The organism is Paenibacillus lignilyticus (assembly GCF_017942085.1).
Lineage (GTDB): Bacteria > Bacillota > Bacilli > Paenibacillales > Paenibacillaceae > Paenibacillus_Z > Paenibacillus_Z lignilyticus.
Map to the genome: position 1 here is coordinate 172,087 of NZ_JAGKSP010000006.1, position 12,710 is coordinate 184,796.

At 50.4% G+C, this 12,710-nt stretch carries 13 protein-coding genes; 7 read left to right on the plus strand and 6 right to left on the minus strand.

What is annotated here, in order from left to right:
• Positions 1-67: 67 nt before the first annotated feature.
• The 3 genes from I8J30_RS16605 to I8J30_RS16615 are packed head-to-tail and all read right to left on the minus strand — an operon-like array spanning position 68 to position 3,156.
• Positions 68-1,156: a Gfo/Idh/MocA family protein gene (locus I8J30_RS16605; protein ID WP_210659564.1), complete on the minus strand. Its 1,089-nt coding sequence runs from the start codon at positions 1,154-1,156 to the stop codon at positions 68-70.
• The gene (locus tag I8J30_RS16610; RefSeq protein WP_240548126.1) at positions 1,153-2,130 is read right to left on the minus strand and encodes an AraC family transcriptional regulator; all 978 of its coding nucleotides are present in this window, start codon (positions 2,128-2,130) and stop codon (positions 1,153-1,155) included. Before I8J30_RS16610 ends, I8J30_RS16605 begins: the two co-directional genes overlap by 4 nt.
• Positions 2,131-2,160: 30 nt before the next feature.
• The gene (locus I8J30_RS16615) at positions 2,161-3,156 is read right to left on the minus strand and encodes a Gfo/Idh/MocA family protein (protein ID WP_091219297.1); all 996 of its coding nucleotides are present in this window, start codon (positions 3,154-3,156) and stop codon (positions 2,161-2,163) included.
• A 241-nt stretch (positions 3,157-3,397) separates the two neighbouring features.
• On the opposite strand from I8J30_RS16615, the gene yidD reads away from it, so the two are divergent.
• The 6 genes from yidD to I8J30_RS16645 all read left to right on the plus strand — a co-directional run bounded on the left by yidD (position 3,398) and on the right by I8J30_RS16645 (position 9,492).
• Complete coding sequence (gene yidD / locus I8J30_RS16620) at positions 3,398-3,673, plus strand: membrane protein insertion efficiency factor YidD (RefSeq protein ID WP_210659565.1); 276 nt, start codon at positions 3,398-3,400, stop codon at positions 3,671-3,673.
• Between the two features lie 376 nt (positions 3,674-4,049).
• Positions 4,050-6,056, plus strand: a complete 2,007-nt coding sequence (gene metG, locus I8J30_RS16625; protein ID WP_210659568.1) for a methionine--tRNA ligase — start codon at positions 4,050-4,052, stop codon at positions 6,054-6,056.
• Between the two features lie 122 nt (positions 6,057-6,178).
• Complete coding sequence (locus I8J30_RS16630) at positions 6,179-7,135, plus strand: metal ABC transporter solute-binding protein, Zn/Mn family (RefSeq protein WP_210659570.1); 957 nt, start codon at positions 6,179-6,181, stop codon at positions 7,133-7,135.
• A 16-nt stretch (positions 7,136-7,151) separates the two neighbouring features.
• Positions 7,152-7,952, plus strand: a complete 801-nt coding sequence (locus I8J30_RS16635; protein WP_210659580.1) for a metal ABC transporter ATP-binding protein — start codon at positions 7,152-7,154, stop codon at positions 7,950-7,952.
• Positions 7,953-8,759 (plus strand): metal ABC transporter permease, encoded by an 807-nt coding sequence (locus tag I8J30_RS16640; protein WP_091219284.1) that lies wholly within the window; start codon positions 7,953-7,955, stop codon positions 8,757-8,759. It begins immediately after the preceding gene.
• A 19-nt stretch (positions 8,760-8,778) separates the two neighbouring features.
• Positions 8,779-9,492 carry a cytochrome c biogenesis CcdA family protein gene (locus tag I8J30_RS16645; RefSeq protein WP_210659582.1) on the plus strand — a complete coding sequence of 238 codons (714 nt, stop codon included), beginning with the start codon at positions 8,779-8,781 and terminating at the stop codon, positions 9,490-9,492.
• A 175-nt stretch (positions 9,493-9,667) separates the two neighbouring features.
• Here I8J30_RS16645 and splB read toward each other — a convergent pair whose 3' ends face one another.
• Positions 9,668-10,741 (minus strand): spore photoproduct lyase, encoded by a 1,074-nt coding sequence (splB, locus tag I8J30_RS16650; protein WP_210659584.1) that lies wholly within the window; start codon positions 10,739-10,741, stop codon positions 9,668-9,670.
• A gap of 183 nt (positions 10,742-10,924) precedes the next feature.
• Here splB and mntR point away from each other — a divergent pair, with 183 nt between their 5' ends.
• Entirely contained in the window at positions 10,925-11,347 is a 423-nt protein-coding gene (mntR, locus tag I8J30_RS16655) for a transcriptional regulator MntR (protein ID WP_091219278.1), read from the plus strand.
• Between the two features lie 72 nt (positions 11,348-11,419).
• On the opposite strand, the gene I8J30_RS16660 is transcribed toward mntR, so the two are convergent.
• Together I8J30_RS16660 and I8J30_RS16665 are read right to left on the minus strand one after the other, a co-directional pair.
• Positions 11,420-11,719 carry a hypothetical protein gene (locus tag I8J30_RS16660; protein ID WP_091219275.1) on the minus strand — a complete coding sequence of 100 codons (300 nt, stop codon included), beginning with the start codon at positions 11,717-11,719 and terminating at the stop codon, positions 11,420-11,422.
• Between the two features lie 32 nt (positions 11,720-11,751).
• Positions 11,752-12,705, minus strand: a complete 954-nt coding sequence (locus I8J30_RS16665) for a DUF1385 domain-containing protein (protein WP_091219272.1) — start codon at positions 12,703-12,705, stop codon at positions 11,752-11,754.
• Positions 12,706-12,710 lie beyond the last annotated feature (5 nt).

Sequence of the window (12,710 nt, forward strand, 5' to 3'; positions counted from 1 at the left end):
CACGCTCTGAAGTAGAGCGGGTACCTGGCTTGCAGGCTTTTTTGTCATGCGCAGGCAGCTTATGAGCTTACCAAGGCAGTGTGATTTCAACTTCGCGGCGCAGTTCCGCGGAACGAATGACGCCGTCAATAATCGCTTGCTGAATCATAATTTGCTCGCCCGGAATCGGGGCAGGGCGGCCTTCGCGAATCGCATCCACGAAGTCACGGACTTTCTCGAAGAACAGGTCTTTATTGTGTTCAATGGCAGGTACAGGCGTAGACGTTTGTTGGCCCATGAAATCATGGTACAAAGTCATGCTGCCGACTTTGCCATCCCATACGCCGGACCAGTTGCCCGAGCCGTGAGGGTTGACTTTGAGTCCGCCATCGGTGCCAAGGAAGATCGTGGAACCGAGCGAATCCATATGCATCGCCCAAGAAATCTTGAACTGAAGCACGAGATCGTTCTCGAAACGGACCATCGCAACGCCGAAGTCTTCCACTTCAAACTTGCTTGCTTCGGGATGATAGAGCGGATTGGTACCGAAATGATTGCTTGTAAATGCCGAAACGGTAAGCGGGCGCGGGTAGCCAAGTGCGTTCAAGGCCATATCAAGCGAGTAGCAGCCGATATCCGCCATTGCGCCAGCACCGGCGAGCGCTTTGCTGATGAACGTGCCGCCAGGCATGCCGCGTCTGCGTCCGCCGCCGGTTTCGACGTAATAGACGTTGCCGAGCTTGCCGGATTGCACGATGTCCTGAACCAGCTTCATGTTAGGGTCATAGCGCGGCTGAAAGCCGATTGTCAGCATACGGTCTGTTTCGCGGGCGGTTTGCACCATGTCAACAGCTTCTGCCAAGGTTACGGACATCGGCTTCTCTAGGAGAACTTGCTTGCCGGCACGAAGGGAATCGACTGTAGTGGCATGATGGGACACGTTAGGCGTACAAATGCTGACTCCGTCCAGATCCAATTCCAGCATACTGCGGTGACTGTCAAAAGCTTGCGTATCTGTCAATGAGAGCGATTCCGTAAATTGTTTGGCTTTGCCTGGAATGACATCTGCGACTGCAACAATTTCAACGCCCGGTAACTGTTTATACTGACGAACATGTGCATGTGCGATACCGCCGCTTCCGATAATTCCAATTCGAATAGGCTTCGTAGTGGTCAACTTCGATTCATCTCCTTTAACTTCTCGTCCAATCCGGACGATTTCACCGACGTATGCTGAATGCGGAACTGTCTCGGCGTCATATTGAACCGCTTCTTAAAGACATAATACAAATAATTGCTGCTCGCAAAACCATGCTCAAGCGCGATATGCTCAATCGGATTCTGACCTTCAATAATCGCGGAGCATACTTGAGAGAGCCGGTAATTCTCCAAATACGCACTGAAAGATTCTTCACCCTGCTCGCGGAAGATCCGCTGCAGCTGCCTTGCACTGATCGGAATACGTTCAGCTACCTCTTGAAGAGTTAATGGCTGCGCATAGTTATCATGAATAAACTGCGTGGCAATCCGAAACCGATGCTCATTCATATTCCTTGACGGCGGTTTGAACGTAGCGTTAGGAACCGACGACATCCGTGATGCGCGAAGCAAGATCTGAATGATCGATTGCTTGATCGAAGAGAAAGCGCCGGGCTGTCCTTCCGTCCAAGCGCGGTAAGCCGACAGGAACCAAGACATTGCATTGTACTGGTCGACATGCGGACGCAGCGGCAGGTTATTAAGCGCTTGAATACAATTCTCCGCTTCATGGCGTTCCCAGGGATCTCCCCAGCTTTCCTCATCATCACTTTCGGGAATCGGCACGATATCAATATGCAGGCACAGCTCATCCATCGCTTCGCGGGCATCCGCTTCTTGCTGATGGAGGACATTCGGGCCGGTTAAATAAAACAGCCCTTCATGCAGCTGGTGGACCGTGTCTTCCATAATGACAGTACCTTTGCCGCGGGGAATAAAATGAAACTCGTATTCCGAATGCTTGTGGAAACGAACGATTTTGCCCGGAGAGAAGGTAGCGAGATGGCAGCGAAGTACGCGAAAGCCATACCCTCCCCAGCGGAACTGAATGTCCAGCCGATCTATCTCATCACTGCGAGTTGCCATGATGGAGTACGTAAACGGTTTAGCCAAGGCGCTGCCACCTCCTTCTTCGGAATCGTGTTAGTTTTTCAGCTCGGAGAGAGATACCGAACGTTTCTCGTTCTCGGAAATCGTGGAAGCTTCCATGATTTTCGTCAAGTCGATCGCAAGCGCGATGTTCTCATCGGCAGTTGTGTCATTCAAGATATGACCTACCCATTGATCGAAAGCAGGAATGCGGTTAGCCGGTTGGTCGATCGTTACCCACTCTTGCGGCGAATCCGATTTCGTGCTGCGTACGCGAACCGCATTGTCCGGGAAGCCGTATAGCAGCGATCCGTCTGTTCCATGGATTTCGAAGCAGAATGGGGAGCACGCGTTAACGAAGCCCGCTTCCGCGATACCGAATGCGCCGTTTGCATAACGCAAAGTCGTAACGGTGTTGTCATCGACTTCTTTGCCCGTAACGTGACCGAAAGTCGCATTAACGCTCTCAGGCAAGCCGAGGAACAAACGAGTCAGGTAAACCGGGTGGCAGCCCAGATCGATCAGAGCGCCGCCGCCGCATTGCTCCAGGTTATAGAAATGCTCAGGAAGCCAGCCGGCTGTCGCACCGTTGTGGGACAAGCGAACGCGCACTTGAGTCAAATCGCCAAGCAGGCCTTGGCTAAGCACTTCTTGTGCAGCAAGTGTGTAAGAATCGTTGATGCGCGGAAGGGAAACGGTCAATTTCACGCCTGCTTCATTAACAGCTGCGATAATTTCGTTTACTTCGCTAAGCGTTGGAGCGATGACTTTCTCTGTGAAAATATGTTTGCCGGCGCGCGCAGCTTTCACCATTACGTCGCGGTGCATGTTTGTCGGTGTATCTACAACTACAGCGTCGATATCTGTGCGAGCAAGCAGCTCATCCAGGTCAGCGATGAATTGTACGCCCAGTTTGTCCGCATTTTCTTGACCGCGGTTTGGCAGCTCGTCCCATACAGCTACGATCTCTGTGTTTGGATTTTCTTGAACTTGTTTGGTGTAATCCCAGGCATGTACGTGCCAGTAGCTAAGCATTCCTACGCGAATCATCTAGAAATTCCTCCTGTTAAGTGCTTGAATTTGGGTGAAGATGTCGTGCGATCGCAGTTTTTTGTGCTCTGATTATGCGACATGGTTTAACCCTAACACAATTGAAACCGCTGTTAAATACGTTACTATGACATATTAACTATAAAATTACGACATTGCTAGTGTGGGAGGGGAATATATACATGTTAAATTGACGTTAAGATGAAATTCGGTCAAAATAGAATAAAAGGAGGCAGCGGCCATGCGAGCAATCATAAAAGCACCGATTCACGTATACCGCCGGTTTATTTCGCCGATCAAGCCGCCAACCTGCCGTTTCTATCCGACCTGTTCCGCCTACGCGCTGGAAGCAATCGATAAGCATGGTCCGCTTCGCGGAAGCTGGCTGGCAGCCAAACGCATTTGCCGCTGTCACCCCTTTCATCCCGGAGGGATCGATTATGTGCCGCAGACCCGCGAAGAACGCGAGAGGCAGGCGTCTGCCGGCCTTGACAGTGATACGCAAGATTCGGTATAGTTTTCGCAAGAGAAGCATTACCAATAGGATGTTCGATGAACGGATAAGTACAAGAGAGATGACCTAACCAGAGAGCCGGGACAGGTGGAAGCCGGCAAGGTACAGCTTTTGGAAAATGGTCCGGGAGAATTCGTGCTCGAGCGCTCAGCTGATTGGAAGCTGAAGTAAGGGTGCGGCGACTGACCTCGTTATCGGTTTGAAGGCCATCGCTGTGCACGTGCAGGCGGATGGTTCTAATGAAGCTTTCTCCGGAGCAGCATGTCGGGGAGAGAAAATTGGGTGGTACCGCGTTAGCGACAAGCTTTCGTCCCATAGTGGATGGAAGCTTTTTTTGCGTTTATGATTCAGACTAACCCGAACAAGGAGACGAGAAACAATGAGTGAAACGACGAAACCATCCTTTTACATTACGACACCCATTTATTATCCGAGCGATAAGCTCCATATCGGTCACGCGTATACGACGGTAGCCGGTGATGCGATGGCTCGCTACAAGCGGCTGCGCGGTTATGACGTTTGGTATTTGACGGGTACTGACGAGCACGGCCAGAAGATCGAACGCAAAGCGCAGGAGAAAGGCAAGACGCCTCAGCAGTTTGTTGACGATATCGTGGTGACGATTAAAGAACTGTGGAAGAAGCTTGATATTTCGAATGATGATTTCATCCGTACAACCGAAGACCGCCATAAAGCGGTCGTAGAGCAAATCTTCGATCAGCTGCTGCAGCAGGGCGATATCTATAAAGGGAACTATGAAGGCTTGTATTGCACGCCGTGTGAATCGTTCTTCTTGGAGCGTCAGCTGGTAAACGGCAACTGTCCGGATTGCGGCCGGCCGGTTGAGCTGGTGAAGGAAGAGAGTTATTTCTTCCGGATGAGCAAATACGCGGATCGTTTGCTGCAGTTCTACGAAGAGAATCCGGAATTTATTCAGCCGGAATCCCGCAAGAACGAAATGATCAACAACTTCATCAAGCCGGGCCTTGAAGACTTGGCGGTTTCCCGTACGACCTTCGATTGGGGCGTTAAAGTAAAAGGCGATCCCAAGCATGTCGTGTATGTTTGGATCGATGCGCTGTCGAACTACATTACGGCGCTGGGCTATGGTTCGGACAATCAGAGCCGGTACGACAAGTTCTGGCCGGCAGACGTACACTTGGTCGGTAAAGAGATCGTGCGGTTCCACACCATCTACTGGCCGATTATGCTGATGGCGCTGGATTTGCCTCTTCCGAAGAAAGTCTTCGCGCACGGATGGCTTCTTATAAAGGATGGCAAAATGTCCAAGTCCAAAGGCAATGTCGTTGATCCGGTAACCTTGATCGACCGTTATGGCCTCGACGCGCTTCGTTATTACTTGCTTCGCGAAGTGCCGTTCGGTGCGGATGGTACGTTCACACCCGAGAACTTCGTGGAACGGATCAACTTTGACCTTGCGAATGATCTCGGCAACCTGTTGAACCGGACTATAGCGATGATTGATAAATATTTCGGCGGTAACGTTCCGGCTTACGACGGTACCGTAACGCCGTTCGATGAAACATTGTCTACACTTGCGGTTGGCACGGCAGAGCAGGTTGAAGCGGCAATGGAGCGCATGGAGTTCTCCGTGGCCCTTACCGCGATTTGGCAGCTTGTCAGCCGCACGAACAAATATATTGATGAAACGCAGCCATGGACACTCGCTAAGAACGAAGAGAAACGCGGAGAGCTTGCTTCTGTTATGCATCACTTGGCAGAATCGCTCCGTATCATCTCCATTCTGCTGCAGCCGTTCCTGACAAATGCGCCGCTTAAGATCCGCGCGCAGCTTGGACTTACAGAGGGTGCGCTGACCGATTGGAACAGCACGAAGCAATTCGGCCAATTCCCGGGCGGCACGAAAGTAGCGAAGGGCGATCCGATCTTCCCGCGCCTCGACGTAGCGGAGGAGACTTCGTTTATCGCCATCTCTATGGGCGGCGGTACTGCATCTGCGGAAGCTGCCTCAGAGCCGGCGGCAGCTGAAACTGTGGCAGCTCCGGCAGCTCTAGTGGAGACAGAAGCACCGGCAGCGAAAGAAGAAATTGCCATTGATGAGTTTGCCAAGGTAGAGCTGCGAGTCGCGCAAGTATTGGCTGCCGAGCCGATTCCGAAGGCGGATAAACTTCTGAAGCTGCAGCTGGACCTAGGTTTCGAGAAACGCCAAGTTGTTTCCGGAATCGCCAAATTCTACACGCCGGAGCAGCTTGTAGGACGCAAAGTCATTTGCGTAACCAACCTGAAGCCGGTTAAGCTGCGCGGCGAAATGTCGCAAGGCATGATTCTTGCCGCTTCGCACGGCGATCAATTGACATTGGCAACCGTGCCTGATGATATGCCTAACGGTGCAATTGTGAAATAAGCATGAACGATGGACCGCCGGAGCGCTATGCTCCGGCGGTTGCTTGTTGACAGGGCATATAGGCGTCTATATAATCAAATTGTAATGTTTACGATTATGAGAGGTTGAGGTGCACAGAACTCATGGTTTTGAAATTATTCCGTCCGATGGCGCTGTCAGCGATTACGCTGGCATTTCTTGTTTTTATACTCGCCGGCTGCGGTTCCGCATCGCAAGGCAAGCTGGTCGAGGGCAAGCTGAATGTTGTAACAAGTTTCTACCCGCTTTACTTCCTCGCGGAGCAAATCGGGGGAAGCGGCGCGAATGTCATTAATATGATACCGGCCGGCGTAGAGCCGCATGATTGGAGCCCGAAGAGCCGTGACTTGGATACGGCGTCGAAGGCACAACTGTTTCTGTATAACGGTGCAGGTTTGGAAGGCTGGGTCGATGATTTCTTGCAAGGGTTGCCGAGCGATACGAAGTTAATGACCGTAGAAGCGAGCAAGGATATTGTGAAAATCTCAGGCAATCCGGAGGGGCACGATGACGATCACGATGATGATGAACATAGTCATCATGTCGATCCTCATACATGGGTTAGCCCCAAATCCATGCTCATTATGGCGAAGACCGTATTGGATCAATTTGTTGCAGCAGACCAGTCGCACAAGAGTGATTACGAAGCCAACTATGCTAAGCTGCAAACGAAGCTAACGGAGCTGGATGACTCGTACACGAAGGCGCTGAATGCAGCTCCACGCAAGGATATTGTGACATCGCACCAGGCGTTTGGATATTTGGCCCGTGATTACGGACTGAAACAAGTGGCTATAATGGGGTTGTCCCCTGATGCAGAGCCGAAAGCACAGGATTTGCTTCGCATCGCGAAGTATGTAAAGGACAATGGCATCAAATATATCTTCTTTGAAGAGCTGGTATCCGATGAATTGGCAAAGACGCTTGCCAGAGAAGCTAACGTCAGCACGATGGTGCTGAACCCGCTTGAAGGGCTTACGCCGGAGCAGGAAGCCAAGGGAGAAGATTATTTCTCTCTAATGAAGGCAAATTTGCAAAATCTAGTTCAAGCCTTACAATAGAAAGAAGGAAACAAGGATGCAGACAAAGCAGCAACAACAACCATTTGTGTGCCATCAGCCGATCATAGAGTTAAACGATGTCTCGTTTGCCTATGAGCAAAAACCGGTCATCGACGATGTCTGTTTTTCGATCCAGGAGCGGGACTTCGTGGGGTTAATCGGCTCCAACGGAGCAGGGAAGACGACATTGCTGCGAATGATTGTAGGTTTGATGAAACCGACAAGCGGGACGATCAAGCTGTTCGGTGAGCCTATCGGGCAGTTTAGAGATTGGAACCGAATCGGCTATGTACCGCAAAAGAATTCATTTAATCCGCTCTTCCCGGCTACCGTGCGGGAGGTCGTGTTATCCGGGTTATACAGCCGCAATAAGTTGTTTAAACGGGTATCGAAGGCGGACAGCCTCAAGTGCGATGAAGCCTTACATGCGATGAAGATCGAGGATTTGGCCGGCAAACGAATCGGGCAGCTGTCCGGCGGCCAACAACAGCGTGCTTTTCTGGCACGCGCACTCATCAACAATCCCGCATTGCTCATCCTGGACGAACCGACGGTCGGTATCGATTCCGAGACACAGGAAGGGTTCTTCCACCTGATCAAACATATGCATCAGCACCATAACATTACGTTCCTGATGGTTTCGCATGATATGGAGATGATCCGTTCTTATTTAGGTCAGCAGCCGAAGCAGCAATGCGGCAAAATCAAGTTTTATGTGAAGCATTCTCACGATCTGGAGGATTGCGTGGAAACGAATTTGACGCACAGCTTGCGAGAGCTGCGTCATTCCATGGAGAGAGGGAAAGTAGGCGTTTAGGTGGATATCGTAACGAGTGAATTTTTTCAGAGGGCGCTGATCGGGGGCGTACTCATTGGTATCACGGCCCCGCTTATGGGCCTTTTTCTTGTCTTGCGAAGGCTCTCCATGATCGGGGATACGTTAGCGCATGTATCGATAGCGGGGGTTGCACTGGGTTTTCTGATCGGTGTATACCCTGTTGCGATGGGACTCCTATTCGCGCTTGCCGCCACGTTCGCCATTGAGAAGCTGCGCAAAGCGTACAAGACCTATGCGGAGCTGTCGATCGCCATCATTATGTCGGGCGGAGTAGCGCTTGCATCTTTGCTTTTTACAATGGGCAAAGGCTTTAACGTCAGTGTAAGCGGATATTTGTTCGGCAGTATTTATACGCTTGATTCCGTGGATCTCATATTAATCGGAGTCGTAACCGTCATAGTATTGCTCGCTGTTGCACTTCACGCAAAAGAATTGTTTCTGCTCACCTTCGACGAAGATGCTGCAGCTGTAAGCGGTTTGCCGACACGTTATTTCAATTTCATGATCAGTGTGCTCACGGCACTCGTTATCAGCGTTTCAATCAAGATCGTCGGTGCATTGCTCGTGTCCGCGCTGCTTACCATTCCGGCGGCTTGCAGCTTAATCATCGCCAGAAGTTTCCGGCAATCCGTAGTCACGGTTGTCGTCATCGCAGAGCTTGCCGTTACAATCGGGTTGCTGGTTGCAGGCGTATGGAACCTGGCACCGGGCGGTACGATCGTTATGCTGCTTATTGTTATGCTATTGCTGCTTCTTTCCATCAGACGGAAATTCAGCGCAGGATGAAGATGGAGGTGTTGTACATATGTCTGACGTATCGATTTGGGCTGCGTTCGGAGCAGGGATCGCTTCCTTTATTTCTCCGTGCTGCCTGCCGCTATACCCGTCGTATTTATCCTATATAACCGGTGTATCCGTAAGCGATTTGAAGAACGAGCATCCCGGCAAGGAAGTCCGGATTCGCACGATGTCCCATACGTTCTTCTTCATCTTAGGTTTTTCGGTCGTTTATTACACGCTGGGTTATGGCACCAATGCATTCGCGGAACTGTTCTCCGAGTATCAAACGCTTATTCGACAGCTCTCTGCCGTCCTTATCATTCTGATGGGCCTTATCTTAATGGGACTGATTCAGCCGAAATTATTGCTGCGCGAAATGAAAATACCGCTCAAAACCAACCGTTCCGGTTACTTTGCATCCTTCATCTTCGGTATCGGCTTCTCCGCAGGCTGGTCGCCATGTACAGGTCCGATTCTGGCCAGTATCCTGTTAATGGCTGCTTCCGAGCCGGGAACGTGGTTCCAGCTCACGACCGCATACGCGCTCGGGTTTGCGATCCCATTCTTCGTACTGGCCTTCTTCATCGGCTCAACAAGATGGATCGTACGGTATTCCGCCATCATGATGAAAATAGGCGGCGCCGTCATGCTGCTTATGGGCGTGCTGCTCTTCACCGACCGGATGACGAAGATCACGATCTGGCTGAACACCATCACGCCGGATTGGCTGAAGTTCTAGGAGTACTTTAAGTTACCGTTTTTCACGGGACGTAAGATAAGAAGGGATTGTGACCGGAGAGTTTACGTGCCGCCTTTGATAGGGGGATATCACCTTAAAACCTAATCCGGAATAACCCCCTATCAACAGCGGCCGCAGGCACATCCCTTCGTTCTGAAGCTTCCCGTTTAAACCATCAAGTGAAATACTCAATCTTAGCATCTTCAAAATGTTCAAAGATGCGCTCCGAGATAAACATGCGGAGCGCTTCTGCTTGTTCATCGGGATATACATATTTGCCTTGTCCCCACCGGCCCCATTTGTATTTGCGCTTCTCGATGTCCATTTCAAGCTTAGTCTTGGGGTATCGTTTCTCGATAACGTTCTTCGCTGTTTTCGTGAAGCGATGCTGAATGAGCTCGAAGGTCAAATTCGACGAGGCATCCTTCGGAAGGGCGGCGGCAAGGGAAGAGAGGAGTTCCGCATAACCCTCTTGCCAGCCGTCGTGCCAGATAATCGGCGCAATGATGAAGCCGAGCGGATAACCGGCTCGGGCGATTTTGGCTGCAGCTTCAATGCGCTGTTCAAATCGAGAAGTGTTAGGCTCAAAGTTCTTGATTACATAATTGGCATTGACGCTGAAACGAATGCGGGTATGATTGTTATGTTTAATATCGAGCAGGGAATCGACATAGTGATATTTCGTGACGAAACGAAGCCTGCCATACTCTTGTCCGGCCATGAACGTTATGAGCTCACGCAAGCTGCCCGAAATCGGCTCAAGGCCAACCGGATCGGAGGTACAAGCGGCTTCGAACCTCGTAATTTCCGGAATGCGTTCATCGATATAAGCTTTGGCGGCTTGCATGATATCATCGGTATTCACGTAGATGCGGATATATGGTTTGGCGCCAAGCGTCGTTTGAAGGTAACAATAATGGCAGTGACCCATGCAGCCGGTGGCGATGGGAATGGCGTATTCAGCCGATGGCTTGGACGTATCGAATTTCAACGTTTTACGGATGCCGACGACGAGGGTTCTTTTTGCAATTTTATACTGCTCCAGTTCGGTTTCACCGGGTAAATTGGTAATGCGGTTATGAGAAGTCGTCATTTTGTACGGAATGCCGATGGACTTCACCCATTCCAATATGCGTTGACCTTTAGGGTAGTCAAGCGCGGCAGGTTCGAAATAAACAAGTTCCGGAATAAAGGACTCGTGAACCGCTCTTGTGTTCGCGGGCGGTCGATCAAGCACAGTTGTACTCAAGTGGAATACACCTCCTTAGGATTCGAACGAAAAGTACTGTTAGTTTGATGAAATCCGTCACAAAGCAAACATGGAAAGTTAAGTGCGACAGGTTGCGGCGTCTATGGCGGGCGGTGTATGATACTAAGAGTAATGCGAGGATGGTCCTAACGTACGGGATGACGGTGAATGGAGGAAAGTGGAATGCCTACTCCGAGTATGGAGGATTATTTAGAACGGATTTATAAATTAATTGATGAAAAAGGATACGCGCGTGTCTCCGATATTGCGGAGGGACTTGAGGTGCATCCTTCGTCAGTTACGAAAATGATTCAGAAGCTGGATAAAGACAGCTATCTGATTTATGAGAAGTACCGGGGCCTAGTGCTGACCAATAAAGGGAAGAAAATGGGCAAACGTCTCGTGGAGCGGCATCATTTGCTCGAAACGTTCCTGACGATTATAGGGGTGCAAGACGAGAACATTTATAAAGATGTGGAAGGGATCGAGCATCACTTGAGCTGGGATTCGATCACCTGCATCGAAACGCTTGTGGAATTTTTCCGTCGGGATCCTTCGCGCATGGAAGATTTCAAGGCCGTACACGCGGATTTGAATAACGAGTAGAAACAAAAGGGGCATCTCCAAGCCGTCATGATGATCATGGCGCTTGGGGATGCCCCTTATAGTTGGTGCAGCTTAGTGATATTTAGGTAAATTGTCATCATCCTTGCCGCCTTCGATCACGCGAAACGGCATATTCTTACGAGTTTTACTCTTGCTTGCCTGCTGCTGGTCCTTTCGCGCTCCGGTCTTGTAACGCGGCTTGGCTTTCGCTCTTGCAGCGGCGCCCGGAGGGAATTTGTAGAGCAGGTAGATAGCACCGAATACGGCGATCGGAATGATTAGCTGGTAGGGATTACTTATCGTTTGGCTAATGATACCGATGACGACAAGCGCTAGGATGATGACTGACAGAAGGCTCATTTTACGAGGCATGACCTTCACCCTTCCTTCCCATATCTTGACTATTAGGCTTGAGTTTTGGCTACCTGGCCGTCCAGCTCCAGCATACGATTGAAGGAAGCGATGGATACCGCCACTTGCTCGTCCGTAGGCTCTTTCGTCGTTAGCTTCTGAAGCCACAGCCCTGGGTAACCAAGGAAACGAAGTACGGGCAAATCACGCAGCGCGTTGGTGAAACGAAGCGCTTCGTAAGATGCGCCGAGGACTACCGGCAACAACAGGATGCGAAGATAAATCCGTTCCCATAAGGAATCCCAATGAAAGAACGAATATACGATCACGCCGACCAATACGGAGAACACGATGAAACTGCTTCCGCAGCGGTAATGCAAGCGTGTGAATCGTTGTACATTGGAAACCGTGAGCTCCGCTCCGGCTTCGTAAGCGCTTATTACTTTATGCTCAGCGCCGTGATACTGGAACAACCGTTTAATGATCGGGGTGAGCGAGATGAAATATAAATAAGAGAGCAGCAGTAAGATTTTGATAAAACCTTCAATCAGGTTGTGTACTATTATATTCTCGAAAGCTTGTTCGAAGAGCAACTGTTCGATAAGTGCAGGTACAAGGGTGAAAATCAGCTTACCGAATACGAAGGATAGAATCCCCGCAATCGCAACCCCGACAATCATGCTCAGGCTCCAGCCGCTCTTCTCCTTGGTTGCACTTGGTTTGTCGCCGTCTTTAGCTTCGTCCAGCTCATCTTCCGCGTACGATTCCATCGAGAAATTTAAATGCTGCGATCCTTTGGCGCTCGATTCGAGAATAGCGACCACGCCGCGGAGCAGCGGTATTTTTTTGAGCTTCTGAATCCAAGGTTTTGTCGTGCGCGGTACCTCATAGAAAATGATTTCATTATTCTTCCGACGAACCGCAGTCACATTTGCGTGTCTTCCTGCAAACATAACTCCTTCAATGACGGCTTGTCCGCCATAAATATTTTGCGTGCTTTGAGACAAGGGCG